A 14,187-nucleotide genomic window follows, 5' to 3' on the forward strand; every position below is an offset into this window, starting at 1 on the left:
CACTCATGCTGTTAAATGCGCTGGCATCGCTCGGACACCGGGGGATCAAAACCCTCAGGACGTTCGGGCGGGCCGGGTTAATGTTATTCAATGCGGTGGTCGGTAAGCCTGAGTTTCGCAAGCATGCGCCGTTGCTGATCCGCCAGCTCTATAATGTGGGTGTCTTGTCGATGCTTATCATTATTGTGTCTGGCGTGTTTATTGGCATGGTACTGGGGCTGCAGGGCTATCTGGTTCTGACGACTTACAGCGCGGAAACCAGTCTTGGTATGCTGGTGGCGCTGTCGTTGCTGCGTGAACTGGGGCCGGTGGTTGCGGCGCTGTTGTTTGCCGGGCGCGCCGGCTCTGCCTTAACCGCAGAAATTGGTCTTATGCGTGCGACCGAGCAACTTTCCAGTATGGAAATGATGGCGGTCGATCCATTGCGCCGGGTGATTTCCCCGCGCTTCTGGGCGGGCGTTATTTCGTTGCCGTTGCTCACCATTATTTTTGTGGCGGTGGGTATCTGGGGCGGATCACTGGTTGGCGTAAGCTGGAAAGGTATCGATGCTGGTTTCTTCTGGTCGGCGATGCAAAACGCTGTCGACTGGCGTCTGGACCTTGTGAACTGTTTGATTAAGAGCGTGGTGTTTGCCATTACAGTAACGTGGATTGCACTGTTCAATGGATATGACGCGATCCCGACTTCTGCCGGGATTAGCCGGGCAACGACACGCACCGTTGTGCACGCGTCTCTGGCCGTTCTCGGTCTGGATTTTGTGCTGACCGCACTGATGTTTGGGAATTGAGTTCATGCAAACGAAAAAAAATGAAATTTGGGTGGGGATCTTCTTGTTGGTTGCGCTGCTGGCGGCGTTCTTTATCTGCCTGAAAGCGGCGAACGTGACCTCCATGCGTACGGAGCCTACCTACACGGTTTATGCGACTTTCGATAACATTGGCGGACTGAGAGAACGCTCTCCCGTTCGTATTGGCGGAGTGGTTGTGGGACGGGTGTCAGACATCTCGTTAGATCCGAAAACCTATCTGCCACGTGTTACGCTGGATATCGAAGAGCGTTATAACCAAATTCCTGATACCAGTTCCCTGAGCATCCGCACCTCCGGTCTGCTTGGCGAGCAATACCTGGCCCTGAACGTCGGTTTCGACGATCCAGAACTGGGAACGTCTATGCTCAAGGATGGCAGCACCATTCAGGACACCAAATCTGCAATGGTTCTGGAAGATATGATTGGTCAGTTCCTTTACAACAGCAACAGTAAAGGAGATGAGAATAAGAATTCTGGCGATGCGCCTGCCGCAACGGAAGGCAATAATGACGCTACTGGGCCTGCGGGCGCAACGAAATAATCTCAGGAGAATCGACGTATGTTTAAACGATTAATGATGGTAGCGCTGCTGGTAATTGCACCGCTGAGTGCTGCGACGGCGGCTGACCAGACCAACCCGTACAAACAGATGGACGAAGCGGCACAGAAAACCTTTGACCGTCTTAAAAACGAACAGCCCAAAATCCGTGCTAACCCGGATTACCTGCGAGTTGTCGTTGATCAGGAACTGCTGCCGTATGTGCAGGTGAAATACGCTGGCGCTTTGGTTCTGGGTCGTTACTACAAAGACGCCACGCCTGCACAACGCGATGCCTATTTCACCGCATTTCGTGAATACCTGAAACAGGCTTATGGCCAGGCTTTGGCGATGTACCATGGTCAGACTTACCAGATTGCTCCGGAACAACCGCTGGGCGATGCGACTATCGTACCGATTCGTGTCACCATCAATGATCCGAACGGCCGGCCTCCGGTTCGCCTGGATTTCCAGTGGCGTAAAAACACCCAGACCGGTCACTGGCAGGCCTATGACATGATCGCGGAAGGCGTCAGCATGATCACCACCAAACAAAATGAGTGGAGCGACCTGCTGCGTACCAAAGGCATCGATGGCCTGACCGCACAGTTGAAATCCATTGCTCAACAAAAAATCACACTGGAAGAGAAAAAATAATGACGCAGTCACTCAGCTGGACGCGTGAAGGTGAAAAGCTGGCGTTAGCGGGTGAACTGGATCAGGACGTGCTAAACCCGTTATGGGATGTACGTGTGGAGGTCATGAAAGGTGTCACCTGCATCGATCTGAGCCAGGTTTCCCGGGTAGATTCGGGAGGGCTGGCGTTACTGGTCCATCTCATTAATCAGGCAAAACGGCAGGGTAATACCGTTTCGCTTAGCGGTGTAAACGACAAAGTTTATACGCTGGCGCAGCTTTACAATTTGCCCAACGACGTGCTGCCACGCTAATTTTTTCAGTACGTTACTATCGAAAGCCCCGATCGTATTCGCATCGGGGCTTTTTGCTTATTTAAGACAGCGCCACTTTGCTCTAAGATGTTGGGCTGTTTTCACTATTTGACGAATAAAGAGCCCATGGAAAATCATGAAATTCAGAGCGTGCTGATGAACGCACTCTCCCTCCAGGAAGTCCACGTCTCTGGCGATGGCAGTCACTTTCAGGTTATCGCCGTGGGTGAGATGTTTGACGGCATGAGCCGGGTCAAGAAACAGCAATCGGTCTATGGTCCGTTGATGGAGTACATTGCGGACAACCGCATCCATGCCGTGTCGATCAAAACATTTACGCCTGCTGAGTGGGCGCGCGATCGCAAACTTAACGGTTTTTGAGCTACGGGTGACGCACCGGTAGCGAGTATGAATTCTTAACAGAGAACAGAATAATGGATAAATTTCGTGTTCAGGGGCCAACCACGCTCCAGGGCGAAGTCACAATTTCAGGCGCTAAAAATGCCGCCCTGCCGATTCTCTTCGCGGCATTGCTGGCAGAAGAGCCGGTAGAAATTCAGAACGTCCCTAAACTGAAAGACGTTGATACGTCAATGAAGCTGCTGAGCCAGCTGGGTGCAAAAGTTGAACGCAATGGCTCTGTGCATATTGATGCCAGCGATGTGAACGTTTTCTGCGCCCCTTATGACCTGGTGAAAACCATGCGTGCCTCCATCTGGGCGCTTGGCCCGCTGGTGGCGCGTTTTGGTCAGGGTCAGGTTTCTCTGCCGGGCGGCTGCACCATCGGTGCGCGTCCGGTTGACCTGCACATCACCGGTCTGGAACAGCTGGGTGCCACCATCAAGCTGGAAGAAGGGTACGTTAAAGCTTCTGTGGAAGGGCGTCTGAAAGGCGCGCATATCGTGATGGACAAAGTCAGCGTTGGCGCGACGGTCACTATCATGTGCGCCGCTACGCTGGCAGAAGGCACCACCATCATTGAAAACGCCGCCCGTGAACCTGAGATTGTCGATACCGCGAACTTCCTGATTGCGCTGGGTGCGAAGGTAAGCGGGCAGGGCACTGACCGTATCACCATCGAAGGCGTTGAACGTTTGGGCGGCGGTGTTTACCGCGTGCTGCCTGACCGTATTGAAACCGGTACGTTCCTGGTGGCTGCGGCCATTTCTCGCGGCAAAATTGTCTGCCGTAACGCGCAGCCAGACACGCTGGACGCTGTTCTGGCAAAACTGCGTGATGCTGGCGCGGACATTGAAGTGGGTGCTGACTGGATCAGCCTCGACATGCACGGCAAACGCCCGAAAGCGGTCAACGTGCGTACTGCGCCGCATCCGGCGTTCCCAACCGACATGCAGGCACAGTTCACTCTGCTGAACCTGGTGGCGGAAGGGACCGGATTCATCACCGAAACCGTTTTTGAAAACCGTTTTATGCATGTCCCTGAGCTGAGCCGTATGGGCGCACATGCAGAGATCGAGAGCAACACGGTAATTTGCCATGGCGTTGAAAAACTCTCCGGCGCGCAGGTGATGGCGACGGATCTGCGGGCATCTGCGAGCCTGGTGTTGGCGGGTTGTATTGCGGAAGGCACCACGGTGGTGGATCGTATTTATCACATCGATCGCGGCTATGAGCGTATTGAAGATAAACTGCGTGCGCTGGGTGCGAACATTGAGCGTGTGAAAGGCGAATAATCGTCTTCTGCTTCGGTAATCCCCATTCATTACAGTGATATGGGGATTACTGTTTCTCTTCAGTCTACGACCTTTTTCTCTCTGCGAGCGCGCATCAGTCGTGTTCTGTCGATAAATTCGTGTGTCCGCGAATCATGATATCGTGATGGCCAAATCACCCAGGGATCCGTTCCTAGCGCTTGTGCGATAATCAATTCACCTTTTGGCCACGGGCGGGTTAAGGCATTCGCCAACGTAGAAGAACTGAGCCCATTTTTGCGTGATTCTGCAGCCATAGATGTCCCTTTTTTACGTAATCCAGCGATAATATCGGCTGGATGCCAGTCAATGAGTTTGCTCTCCATCAATCCCTCACTCCTTTGGTCAGTCACTTGCGGTTGGAAAAATCTGCTGGTGATGGACACTATACTCCCGGAGAACGAGCGTTCTGAAATGTTCATGTAACGTTCGCGAATATTCAGAATATACCAAGGGGAAAGAAGCGGTTATTGCAAGGTGTGAATGATGATTTAAGATATTTTCTGGAATGTATTTGAATCATCCCGTGCGATGCACGGGATGAGAATAAGGGATTAACGATCGCGTTGTACTGCGATGTGCGCCAGGCCAATTAGCGCCTCGCGCCATGGGGTGTCAGGTAAAACCTGAAGGGCTTCGATCGCTTTGTCGGCTTCTTCTTCAGCACGTTGACGTGTCCACTCCAGTGAGCCGCAGGCGGTCATTGCTTCCAGAACTGGTTCCAGAAGATGTCGACCATTACCTTGTTCAATGGCTGAACGGATCATCTGCGCTTGCTCTGGGGTGCCATTGCGCATGGCATGCAGCAGAGGTAACGTCGGTTTACCCTCGTTAAGGTCGTCACCCACGTTTTTACCTAACTGCTCGCCATCTGCACTGTAATCCAGTAAATCATCAATCAACTGGAAAGCGGTGCCGAGATAGCGGCCATAATCCTGCAATCCTTTTTCCTGTTCGTCGCTGCAACCCGCCAGAATGCCTGAACATTGTGCCGCCGCTTCAAACAGTCGCGCCGTTTTGCTGTAGATGACGCGCATGTAGTTTTCTTCGGTGATGTCAGGATCGTTCACGTTCATTAGCTGCAGGACTTCACCTTCTGCAATAACGTTGACGGCTGAAGACATGACCTCCAGCACTTTCAGCGAACCGAGGCTGGTCATCATCTGGAAGGCGCGGGTATAGATAAAGTCACCCACTAATACGCTGGCCGCATTGCCAAAAGCCGCATTCGCTGTTGCCTTCCCACGGCGCATATCTGATTCATCCACAACATCGTCGTGAAGCAGGGTTGCAGTGTGGATAAACTCGATTAAGGCCGCAATCGTGACGTGTTTTTTCTCCTCGTAACCGACGGCGCGTGCAGCGAGTACGGCGATCATCGGGCGGATGCGTTTTCCGCCGCCACTCACGATGTAATACCCTAACTGATTGATCAGTTGGACGTCGGAATTGAGCTGTTCAAGGATTGTCGCATTGACACCCGCCATATCTTGCGCGGTTAACTCATTGATTTTTTCTAAATTCATCGCAAAAGCCGGGCTTATCGCCCCGATTACCTCACAGTGCAACAAGGTAACTTAGGGTTTAGGGTTAGGAATATATGCTGATTGTACTGAAAAAACGCCATAGATAAACGTTACCGTACGTGTTGTGTTTTTTTTCTTCATGTATTGATGCTAGCACTTGTCAAAGGCTCGCGTTTTGCGTAATATTCGCGCCCTATTGTGAATATTTATAGCGCACTCTGAATCATTGAAAGGTGTGCGCGGAAGCGGAGTTTTTTATGTACGCGGTTTTCCAAAGTGGTGGTAAACAACACCGAGTAAGCGAAGGTCAGACCGTTCGCCTGGAAAAGCTGGACATCGCAACTGGCGAAACTATCGAGTTCGCTGAAGTTCTGATGATCGCAAACGGTGAAGAAGTCAAAATCGGCGTTCCTTTCGTTGATGGCGGCGTAATCAAAGCTGAAGTTGTTGCTCATGGTCGTGGCGAGAAAATTAAAATCGTTAAGTTTCGTCGCCGTAAACACTACCGTAAGCAGCAGGGCCATCGTCAGTGGTTCACTGATGTGAAAATCACTGGCATCAGCGCTTAAGTTAAGGGGAGCAGATTAAATGGCACATAAAAAGGCTGGCGGCTCGACTCGTAACGGTCGCGATTCAGAAGCTAAACGTCTGGGCGTAAAACGCTTCGGCGGCGAAACAGTTCTGGCTGGTAGCATCATCGTTCGTCAACGTGGTACTAAATTCCACGCTGGTTCTAACGTTGGTTGCGGCAAAGACCACACTCTGTTTGCCAAAGCAGACGGTAAAGTGAAATTTGAAGTTAAAGGCCCGAAAAACCGTAAATTCATCAGCATCGTTGCTGAATAAGTTTTTCGCGTCCCGGTAACGGATAAAAGCCCCGCAACGTGTTGCGGGGCTTTTTACATTCGACGACCGGTAAATATGCTCGTCGTACCGTCACAATCCGGAAACGAGCTCTTGCAGGGAATACGGCATGAAGCAGCAGGCAGGTATTGGTATTCTTTTGGCGCTCACCACCGCAATCTGTTGGGGTGCTCTACCAATAGCGATGAAGCAAGTGCTGGAGGTGATGGAGCCTCCTACCGTCGTGTTCTACCGTTTTTTAATGGCAAGTCTCGGCCTTGGGGCCATTCTTGCGGTTAGAAGAAAGCTCCCGCCGTTGCGTATTTTTCGTAAACCGCGTTGGCTGGTATTACTGGCCATTGCCACCGGCGGGCTGTTCGGGAACTTCATCCTGTTCAGCTCTTCCCTGCAGTATTTGAGTCCAACGGCCTCGCAGGTTATCGGTCAACTGTCACCGGTAGGCATGATGGTCGCCAGCGTATTTATCCTCAAGGAGAAAATGCGTGGTACGCAGGTTGTTGGCGCGCTCATGCTTCTGAGCGGTCTGGTGATGTTCTTTAATACCAGTCTGTTCGAGATCTTTACCAAACTGACGGATTACACCTGGGGTGTGATTTTTGGTGTCGGGGCGGCAACGGTCTGGGTGAGCTATGGGGTCGCGCAAAAGGTGTTATTGCGTCGTCTGGCCTCACAGCAGATCCTGTTTTTACTGTACACTTTATGTACGCTCGCGTTATTGCCGTTGGCTAAACCCGGTGTGATAGTGCAGCTCAGCGACTGGCAGCTTGCATGCCTGGTATTCTGCGGGCTGAATACGCTGGTAGGATACGGTGCCCTCGCGGAAGCGATGGCGCGCTGGCAGGCGGCACAGGTGAGCGCCATCATTACGCTCACACCGCTGTTTACGTTGTTATTTTCAGATTTATTATCACTGGCCTGGCCCGATTTCTTCGCCAGACCGATGTTAAACCTTTTAGGTTATCTCGGTGCGTTTATCGTGGTTGCGGGCGCGATGTATTCCGCCATTGGTCATCGTATTTGGGGCGGTTTACGTAAGCATGAAACGGTGGTTTCGCAGCCCCGCTCAGGCGAATGATTTACGGAGAGTAAAATGAAGTTTGTTGATGAAGCATCGATTCTGGTCGTTGCAGGTGATGGCGGTAATGGTTGCGTAAGCTTCCGCCGCGAAAAGTACATCCCGAGAGGCGGCCCGGACGGCGGTGATGGTGGTGATGGTGGTGACGTTTGGCTGGAAGCTGACGAAAACCTGAACACGCTGATCGATTATCGCTTTGAAAAATCGTTCCGTGCGGAACGTGGTCAGAATGGCGCCAGCCGTGACTGTACCGGTAAGCGCGGTAAAGACGTTACGATCAAAGTTCCGGTCGGTACGCGCGTTATCGATCAGGGTACCGGCGAAACCATGGGTGACATGACCAAACACGGTCAGCGCCTGATGGTTGCTAAAGGTGGCTGGCACGGCCTGGGGAATACCCGTTTCAAATCCTCGGTCAACCGTACTCCGCGTCAGAAAACGATGGGTACACCGGGTGATAAGCGCGATCTGATGCTGGAGCTGATGCTGCTGGCCGATGTCGGTATGTTGGGGATGCCCAACGCCGGTAAATCGACGTTTATCCGTGCCGTGTCTGCAGCGAAACCGAAAGTGGCGGATTATCCGTTCACCACGCTGGTACCGAGCCTGGGCGTTGTGCGTATGGACAACGAAAAGAGCTTCGTGGTTGCCGACATCCCGGGCTTGATTGAAGGGGCTGCTGAAGGCGCTGGTCTGGGGATCCGCTTCCTGAAGCACCTGGAGCGCTGTCGCGTACTGCTGCACCTCATTGATATCGATCCGATTGACGGTTCTGATCCGGTTGAGAATGCCCGTATCATTATTGGCGAACTGGAAAAATACAGTCAGGATCTGGCATCCAAACCACGCTGGTTAGTGTTCAACAAAATTGATTTGATGGACAAAGCGGAAGCGGAAGAAAAAGCGAAAGCTATCGCCGAGGCACTGGGTTGGGAAGATAAATACTATCTGATCTCCGCAGCCAGCCAGTTGGGCGTGAAAGATCTCTGCTGGGATGTGATGACCTTCATCATTGAGAATCCGATTGTTCAGGCTGAAGAAGCGAAACAGCCAGAGAAAGTCGAGTTCATGTGGGACGATTATCATCGTCAGCAGCTCGCTGAAGTCGAAGACGAAGCGGAAGATGACTGGGATGAAGATTGGGACGAAGACGACGAAGAAGGCGTCGAGTTCATCTACAAACGCTAATCTCCATAAAACCCCGGCCATGCCGGGGTTTTTTATGCCAGTCTTGTAGGCCGGATAAGCGCTATCCGGCAACACTCATCTAGTTATTCTGATAAATATCTTTATACAAACGGCTTTCAAAACGGACCAGTGGAAGACGACGGTTGCGTTGGTCAGCTGGCTCTACGGCATATCCGGAAAGATACTGCACAAATGCCATCCTTTGTCCGCTGGCGGTAGTGATAAAGCCCGCCAGGTTATACACCCCCTGCAGTGAACCCGTTTTCGCCGATACCTTGCCATCTACGCCTGCCTGATGAAGCCCTGCACGGTATTGCAGAGAACCATCGTGGCCCGCCAGCGGCAGCATGGAGATAAAGTTCAGTTCATTGTCGTGCTGGGCAATGTATTGCAGCACCTGCATCATGGTGGCAGGGGCAATCAGGTTATGGCGGGAAAGACCGGAACCGTCGGCAATAATGGTGTTGCCAATATTAACCCCTGCCTGTTGACGTAGGATCTGGCGAACTGCATCGGAGCCTGCGCGCCATGTTCCAGGGACGTTAAAGCGCGCGTGGCCAATCATACGGAACACTGTGTCGGCGATCATGTTGTCGGATTTTTTCAGCATAATCTTAAGCAGGTCATGCAAAGGCGCTGACTGTTTGCTGGCAATGATCGTTCCTGGCTCGTTGACCAATGTCTGGCGCAGCAGCGTACCGCTGTACGTGATCCCAGCCTGTTTTAGCTCATCTTTGATGATTGCCCCGGCATAACTGGCGCCATCCTGAATCGCGAACGCCAGCGGAAGGGGATCGCTACGCTGAGGCAGGCAACCGGTAAGCGTAAAGCGATTTAAATCACCGGGGACGACATCCAGTTCGCAATATTGTGCATCGGCAGAGCCACGCGGTAGCGTGCGAACCTGGCTGAACATCGTCACCGGGTAATACGATGCCACACGGACATACGCTAAATCATTCGCTTTTTCCGCACTGTAAAGCGAAATCGAGAAGCAGTTGCGATCGACAATGGCTGCTGTGGGCGGTGCGCTAAAACATTGCGTCATGTCGTTCCATGGCCAGCCGGGCGCTTTATCGTGGCTGGCAAAAATGGAGGTGTCGATGAGGACATTACCAGAAATTTGCGTCACGCCAGATTTCTTCAGGGTGGCGACCATATTGCGAATATCCTGACGTTTTAGCGTCGGATCGGCCCCAAATCGTGCAATCAGGTCACCGCTCAATACCCCGTTTTCCACCGAACCTTTTGTCTCCAGCGTGGTGGTAAAACGAAAGTCGGGGCCAAGCTGGATCAATGCCGCCAGCGCGGTGATCACCTTTTGCGTACTGGCGGGAAGCGCCATCTGCTGACTGTGATAATCAATGGCGGGCGCGGGGGCACCGACCTTCTGTACCATTAAGGCAAGATTGGCCCCGTCGGGAAGTTGATTGATGTATTCGTCAACATTCGCGGCCTGGACGCTGAACGCTATACTGGTGGTCAATCCGATGATAAATCTGGAAAATCGCATAATCTCGCGCTAACAACCTGGAAACAAGCCGTCATACTACGGCGCATTGCCCTGAAAAGTAAACGATGACCCATAGGGAACTCCAGGGTAAAATGACTATCAAATAGAGAATTGTAGCTGACCTGGGACCTTGCGCCCCGGGTCGGTATTTTTTTGCTTCTGGTCCTGGTGTGGTGTCATGCCAGGGCGGGCTTAGCAGCCGGGGCAGGGTTCATCGCCCCCCCTACAGGAATGTTCAAGAGGTATAACAAATGCAAGCTATTCCGATGACCTTACGTGGTGCTGAAAAACTGCGCGAAGAGCTGGATTTTCTGAAATCTGTGCGCCGTCCTGAAATTATTGCCGCTATCGCTGATGCACGTGAACACGGCGACCTGAAAGAGAATGCTGAGTATCACGCCGCGCGTGAGCAGCAGGGTTTTTGCGAAGGGCGCATTAAAGATATCGAAGCAAAGCTGTCCAACGCGCAGGTCATCGACATCACTAAAATGCCAAACAATGGTCGCGTGATTTTTGGTTCCACCGTCACCGTTCTGAACCTCGACACTGACGAAGAGCAGACTTACCGCATCGTTGGCGATGATGAGGCGGATTTTAAACAGAACCTGATTTCCGTGAACTCACCTATCGCTCGTGGCCTGGTGGGCAAAGAGCCGGATGATGTTGTGGTGATCAAAACGCCGGGTGGCGAAGTGGAATATGAAGTGATTAAGGTAGAATACCTGTAAGAATTACCCAATACTCAGGATGTTGATGTATTGTAAAGAAAGGAAAAAGGCCGCATCGCGGCCTTTTATCAACGAACAGAGCGTGGCATTTTGCTCTCCTGCTTGCAGAAAACCCCTCGTTTTACACAGAATTCGTGTTCAACTTTAGGATATTCTTAGCGTGGCAGCGAGATTTTACGTTCTTTAGTCGGACGATACAGTACCAGCGTTTTACCGATGACCTGTACGTTACAGGCGCCGGTTTCGCGTACGATAGCTTCCACGATCAAGGTTTTGGTTTCGCGATCTTCCGAGGCGATTTTCACCTTGATAAGTTCATGGTGCTCTAACGCTTGTTCAATCTCGGCCAGTACCCCTTCGGTCAAACCATTATTGCCAAGCATAACTACAGGCTTGAGCGGATGTGCCAGACCTTTCAGGTGCTGTTTTTGTTTAGTACTCAGATTCATCGTATATTTTTGCTTAGGTTGGGATTGAAAACGGGTCATTCTACCGCCATCTCCCTTATATCACCAAATGGCCGTGTAGAAATTTACACCGTTGGTTGCGATGAACTGCCCGATGGGAAAGTGAAATGACAGGTAAGAAGCGTTCTGCCAGCTCCAGTCGCTGGCTTCAGGAACACTTTAGCGATAAATATGTTCAGCAGGCACAGAAAAAAGGGTTACGTTCTCGTGCCTGGTTTAAACTTGATGAAATACAGCAAAGTGACAAGATTTTTAAACCGGGGATGACCGTCGTCGATCTCGGTGCTGCACCCGGTGGTTGGTCTCAATATGCGGTTACGCAGATAGGGAACAGTGGTCGCATTATCGCTTGTGATCTTTTACCGATGGATCCAATCGTTGGTGTAGACTTCCTTCAGGGCGATTTTCGTGATGAATTAGTCCTGAAAGCGTTACTTGAACGTGTCGGTGACAGTAAAGTACAAGTTGTCATGTCTGATATGGCGCCAAATATGTGTGGTACACCGGCGGTCGATATTCCCCGGGCGATGTATCTGGTAGAACTGGCGCTTGGAATGGCTCGTGATGTATTAGCGCCAGGTGGTAGTTTTGTAGTGAAAGTGTTCCAGGGCGAAGGATTCGATGAGTATCTAAGAGAAATTCGCTCCCTGTTTACGAAGGTGAAAGTTCGTAAGCCGGACTCTTCTCGTGCGCGTTCACGTGAAGTGTACATTGTAGCGACCGGGCGAAAACCATAACCGGTAGATTTCAAACGAAAGTTTGAAAGACACTGGATATAGAGTATCCTGACGCTGTTTTTAACACAGTTGTAATAAGAGGTTAATCCCTTGAGTGACATGGCGAAAAACCTAATACTCTGGCTGGTCATTGCCGTCGTGCTGATGTCAGTATTCCAGAGCTTTGGGCCCAGCGAGTCTAATGGCCGTAAGGTGGATTATTCTACCTTCCTGCAAGAGGTCAACCAGGACCAGGTTCGTGAAGCGCGTATCAACGGACGTGAGATCAACGTTACCAAGAAAGATAGTAACCGTTACACGACTTACATACCGGTTAACGATCCGAAGCTGCTTGATAACCTGCTGACTAAAAACGTTAAAGTTGTTGGCGAACCACCAGAAGAGCCAAGCCTGCTGGCTTCAATCTTCATTTCCTGGTTCCCGATGCTGTTGCTAATCGGCGTCTGGATCTTTTTCATGCGTCAGATGCAGGGCGGCGGTGGCAAAGGCGCCATGTCGTTCGGTAAGAGCAAAGCGCGCATGCTGACAGAAGATCAGATCAAAACCACGTTTGCTGACGTTGCCGGTTGCGACGAAGCGAAAGAAGAAGTGGCTGAGCTGGTTGAATATCTGCGTGAACCGAGCCGTTTCCAGAAGCTGGGCGGTAAAATCCCGAAAGGCGTCCTGATGGTCGGTCCTCCGGGTACCGGTAAAACCCTGTTGGCGAAAGCCATCGCGGGTGAAGCGAAGGTTCCCTTCTTTACGATTTCCGGTTCTGATTTCGTTGAAATGTTCGTGGGTGTCGGTGCATCTCGTGTGCGTGACATGTTCGAACAGGCCAAGAAAGCAGCCCCGTGCATCATCTTCATCGATGAAATCGATGCCGTAGGCCGCCAGCGTGGCGCGGGCCTGGGCGGCGGTCACGATGAACGTGAGCAGACCCTGAACCAGATGCTGGTTGAGATGGACGGCTTCGAAGGTAACGAAGGTATCATCGTTATCGCGGCAACTAACCGTCCGGACGTTCTGGACCCGGCGCTGCTGCGTCCTGGCCGTTTTGACCGTCAGGTTGTGGTTGGCCTGCCAGATGTTCGCGGTCGTGAGCAGATCCTGAAAGTTCACATGCGTCGCGTACCGCTGGCGCCGGATATCGATGCGGCAATCATTGCCCGCGGTACCCCTGGCTTCTCCGGTGCAGACCTGGCGAACCTGGTGAATGAAGCGGCACTGTTCGCCGCCCGTGGCAACAAACGCGTTGTATCGATGGTTGAGTTCGAGAAAGCGAAAGACAAAATCATGATGGGTGCGGAACGTCGCTCCATGGTGATGACGGAAGCGCAGAAAGAATCCACCGCGTACCACGAAGCAGGCCACGCGATTATCGGTCGCCTGGTGCCAGAACACGATCCGGTACACAAAGTAACGATTATCCCGCGTGGTCGTGCGCTGGGTGTGACCTTCTTCCTGCCTGAAGGCGACGCGATCAGCGCCAGCCGTCAGAAACTGGAAAGCCAGATCTCTACGCTGTACGGCGGTCGTCTGGCGGAAGAGATCATCTACGGTGTAGAACATGTTTCTACCGGTGCGTCGAACGACATTAAAGTCGCGACTAACCTGGCGCGTAACATGGTGACACAGTGGGGCTTCTCTGAAAAACTGGGTCCGTTGCTGTACGCGGAAGAAGAAGGCGAAGTGTTCCTGGGACGTTCTGTTGCGAAAGCAAAACACATGTCCGATGAAACCGCGCGCATTATCGATCAGGAAGTTAAATTGCTGATTGAACGTAACTATGACCGCGCTCGTCGTCTTCTGAACGATAACCTGGACATTCTGCACTCGATGAAAGATGCGCTCATGAAATATGAGACCATCGATGCGCCACAGATTGATGACCTGATGGCTCGTCGCGATGTGCGCCCGCCTGCGGGTTGGGAAGAGTCCGGTACTTCTAACAACTCTGGCAACAATGGCACCCCGAGTGCGCCGCGTCCGACTGAAGAGCCGCGTACGCCGAACCCGGGCAACATGTCAGAGCAGTTAGGCGACAAATAAGTTCGCGTTGTAGATGACTGCGTTTTTATTGAAAACCCTGGGGCTTGCT

The 14,187-nt window shown here is 52.0% G+C and carries 17 protein-coding genes; 13 read left to right on the forward strand and 4 right to left on the reverse strand.

Features of this window, described 5'->3' with window-relative positions:
- Positions 1-5: 5 nt before the first annotated feature.
- The 6 genes from mlaE to murA all read left to right on the forward strand — a co-directional run bounded on the left by mlaE (position 6) and on the right by murA (position 3,991).
- Entirely contained in the window at positions 6-788 is a 783-nt protein-coding gene (gene mlaE / locus P2W74_RS02425; RefSeq protein WP_045448070.1) for a lipid asymmetry maintenance ABC transporter permease subunit MlaE, read from the forward strand.
- 4 nt (positions 789-792) lie between these two features.
- Positions 793-1,350, forward strand: coding sequence for an outer membrane lipid asymmetry maintenance protein MlaD (gene mlaD / locus P2W74_RS02430; RefSeq protein ID WP_276293751.1), 558 nt, complete (start codon positions 793-795; stop codon positions 1,348-1,350).
- Between the two features lie 18 nt (positions 1,351-1,368).
- Positions 1,369-2,004, forward strand: coding sequence for a phospholipid-binding protein MlaC (gene mlaC, locus P2W74_RS02435; RefSeq protein WP_276293752.1), 636 nt, complete (start codon positions 1,369-1,371; stop codon positions 2,002-2,004).
- Positions 2,004-2,297 (forward strand): lipid asymmetry maintenance protein MlaB, encoded by a 294-nt coding sequence (gene mlaB, locus P2W74_RS02440; protein WP_276293753.1) that lies wholly within the window; start codon positions 2,004-2,006, stop codon positions 2,295-2,297. The genes mlaC and mlaB overlap by 1 nt, the downstream gene beginning before the upstream one ends.
- A gap of 126 nt (positions 2,298-2,423) precedes the next feature.
- Complete coding sequence (gene ibaG / locus P2W74_RS02445) at positions 2,424-2,678, forward strand: BolA family iron metabolism protein IbaG (RefSeq protein ID WP_192613625.1); 255 nt, start codon at positions 2,424-2,426, stop codon at positions 2,676-2,678.
- A gap of 53 nt (positions 2,679-2,731) precedes the next feature.
- Positions 2,732-3,991 carry a UDP-N-acetylglucosamine 1-carboxyvinyltransferase gene (gene murA, locus P2W74_RS02450; protein ID WP_276293754.1) on the forward strand — a complete coding sequence of 420 codons (1,260 nt, stop codon included), beginning with the start codon at positions 2,732-2,734 and terminating at the stop codon, positions 3,989-3,991.
- A 59-nt stretch (positions 3,992-4,050) separates the two neighbouring features.
- Here the strand turns inward: murA and sfsB are convergent, their stop codons facing one another.
- Positions 4,051-4,335 carry a DNA-binding transcriptional regulator SfsB gene (gene sfsB / locus P2W74_RS02455; protein ID WP_276293755.1) on the reverse strand — a complete coding sequence of 95 codons (285 nt, stop codon included), beginning with the start codon at positions 4,333-4,335 and terminating at the stop codon, positions 4,051-4,053.
- A gap of 228 nt (positions 4,336-4,563) precedes the next feature.
- Complete coding sequence (gene ispB / locus P2W74_RS02460) at positions 4,564-5,535, reverse strand: octaprenyl diphosphate synthase (protein ID WP_276293756.1); 972 nt, start codon at positions 5,533-5,535, stop codon at positions 4,564-4,566.
- Between the two features lie 257 nt (positions 5,536-5,792).
- Between ispB and rplU the strand changes: the two genes are divergently transcribed.
- From rplU to cgtA, 4 genes are all read left to right on the forward strand, one after another.
- Positions 5,793-6,104, forward strand: a complete 312-nt coding sequence (gene rplU / locus P2W74_RS02465) for a 50S ribosomal protein L21 (protein WP_276293757.1) — start codon at positions 5,793-5,795, stop codon at positions 6,102-6,104.
- Between the two features lie 19 nt (positions 6,105-6,123).
- Entirely contained in the window at positions 6,124-6,381 is a 258-nt protein-coding gene (rpmA, locus tag P2W74_RS02470) for a 50S ribosomal protein L27 (RefSeq protein WP_003025030.1), read from the forward strand.
- Positions 6,382-6,508: 127 nt separating this feature from the next.
- Positions 6,509-7,474 (forward strand): DMT family transporter, encoded by a 966-nt coding sequence (locus tag P2W74_RS02475; protein WP_276293758.1) that lies wholly within the window; start codon positions 6,509-6,511, stop codon positions 7,472-7,474.
- A gap of 15 nt (positions 7,475-7,489) precedes the next feature.
- Positions 7,490-8,662, forward strand: a complete 1,173-nt coding sequence (cgtA, locus tag P2W74_RS02480) for an Obg family GTPase CgtA (RefSeq protein WP_276293759.1) — start codon at positions 7,490-7,492, stop codon at positions 8,660-8,662.
- Between the two features lie 79 nt (positions 8,663-8,741).
- Here cgtA and dacB read toward each other — a convergent pair whose 3' ends face one another.
- Positions 8,742-10,175, reverse strand: a complete 1,434-nt coding sequence (gene dacB, locus P2W74_RS02485; protein ID WP_276293760.1) for a serine-type D-Ala-D-Ala carboxypeptidase — start codon at positions 10,173-10,175, stop codon at positions 8,742-8,744.
- A gap of 251 nt (positions 10,176-10,426) precedes the next feature.
- On the opposite strand from dacB, the gene greA reads away from it, so the two are divergent.
- Positions 10,427-10,903 (forward strand): transcription elongation factor GreA, encoded by a 477-nt coding sequence (gene greA / locus P2W74_RS02490; protein ID WP_276293761.1) that lies wholly within the window; start codon positions 10,427-10,429, stop codon positions 10,901-10,903.
- Positions 10,904-11,058: 155 nt separating this feature from the next.
- Here greA and yhbY read toward each other — a convergent pair whose 3' ends face one another.
- Positions 11,059-11,352, reverse strand: coding sequence for a ribosome assembly RNA-binding protein YhbY (yhbY, locus tag P2W74_RS02495; protein WP_004139797.1), 294 nt, complete (start codon positions 11,350-11,352; stop codon positions 11,059-11,061).
- Positions 11,353-11,477: 125 nt separating this feature from the next.
- On the opposite strand from yhbY, the gene rlmE reads away from it, so the two are divergent.
- Positions 11,478-12,107: a 23S rRNA (uridine(2552)-2'-O)-methyltransferase RlmE gene (gene rlmE, locus P2W74_RS02500; protein ID WP_276293762.1), complete on the forward strand. Its 630-nt coding sequence runs from the start codon at positions 11,478-11,480 to the stop codon at positions 12,105-12,107.
- Between the two features lie 99 nt (positions 12,108-12,206).
- Entirely contained in the window at positions 12,207-14,138 is a 1,932-nt protein-coding gene (gene ftsH, locus P2W74_RS02505) for an ATP-dependent zinc metalloprotease FtsH (RefSeq protein ID WP_192613616.1), read from the forward strand.
- Positions 14,139-14,187 lie beyond the last annotated feature (49 nt).

The sequence above is a fragment of the Citrobacter enshiensis genome, from assembly GCF_029338175.1.
Taxonomy (GTDB): Bacteria; Pseudomonadota; Gammaproteobacteria; order Enterobacterales; family Enterobacteriaceae; genus Citrobacter_D; species Citrobacter_D enshiensis.

Bases quoted from the DNA above. Each gene is read 5' to 3' on its own strand.
- mlaC (WP_276293752.1), top strand. From the start codon at position 1,369: ATGTTTAAACGATTAATGATGGTAGCGCTGCTGGTAATTGCACCGCTG.
- yhbY (WP_004139797.1), bottom strand. From the start codon at position 11,352: ATGAATCTGAGTACTAAACAAAAACAGCACCTGAAAGGTCTGGCACAT.
- dacB (WP_276293760.1), bottom strand. From the start codon at position 10,175: ATGCGATTTTCCAGATTTATCATCGGATTGACCACCAGTATAGCGTTC.
- mlaD (WP_276293751.1), top strand. From the start codon at position 793: ATGCAAACGAAAAAAAATGAAATTTGGGTGGGGATCTTCTTGTTGGTT.
- sfsB (WP_276293755.1), bottom strand. From the start codon at position 4,335: ATGGAGAGCAAACTCATTGACTGGCATCCAGCCGATATTATCGCTGGA.
- ispB (WP_276293756.1), bottom strand. From the start codon at position 5,535: ATGAATTTAGAAAAAATCAATGAGTTAACCGCGCAAGATATGGCGGGT.
- P2W74_RS02475 (WP_276293758.1), top strand. From the start codon at position 6,509: ATGAAGCAGCAGGCAGGTATTGGTATTCTTTTGGCGCTCACCACCGCA.
- mlaE (WP_045448070.1), top strand. From the start codon at position 6: ATGCTGTTAAATGCGCTGGCATCGCTCGGACACCGGGGGATCAAAACC.
- ibaG (WP_192613625.1), top strand. From the start codon at position 2,424: ATGGAAAATCATGAAATTCAGAGCGTGCTGATGAACGCACTCTCCCTC.
- rplU (WP_276293757.1), top strand. From the start codon at position 5,793: ATGTACGCGGTTTTCCAAAGTGGTGGTAAACAACACCGAGTAAGCGAA.
- greA (WP_276293761.1), top strand. From the start codon at position 10,427: ATGCAAGCTATTCCGATGACCTTACGTGGTGCTGAAAAACTGCGCGAA.
- rlmE (WP_276293762.1), top strand. From the start codon at position 11,478: ATGACAGGTAAGAAGCGTTCTGCCAGCTCCAGTCGCTGGCTTCAGGAA.
- mlaB (WP_276293753.1), top strand. From the start codon at position 2,004: ATGACGCAGTCACTCAGCTGGACGCGTGAAGGTGAAAAGCTGGCGTTA.
- cgtA (WP_276293759.1), top strand. From the start codon at position 7,490: ATGAAGTTTGTTGATGAAGCATCGATTCTGGTCGTTGCAGGTGATGGC.
- rpmA (WP_003025030.1), top strand. From the start codon at position 6,124: ATGGCACATAAAAAGGCTGGCGGCTCGACTCGTAACGGTCGCGATTCA.
- ftsH (WP_192613616.1), top strand. From the start codon at position 12,207: ATGGCGAAAAACCTAATACTCTGGCTGGTCATTGCCGTCGTGCTGATG.
- murA (WP_276293754.1), top strand. From the start codon at position 2,732: ATGGATAAATTTCGTGTTCAGGGGCCAACCACGCTCCAGGGCGAAGTC.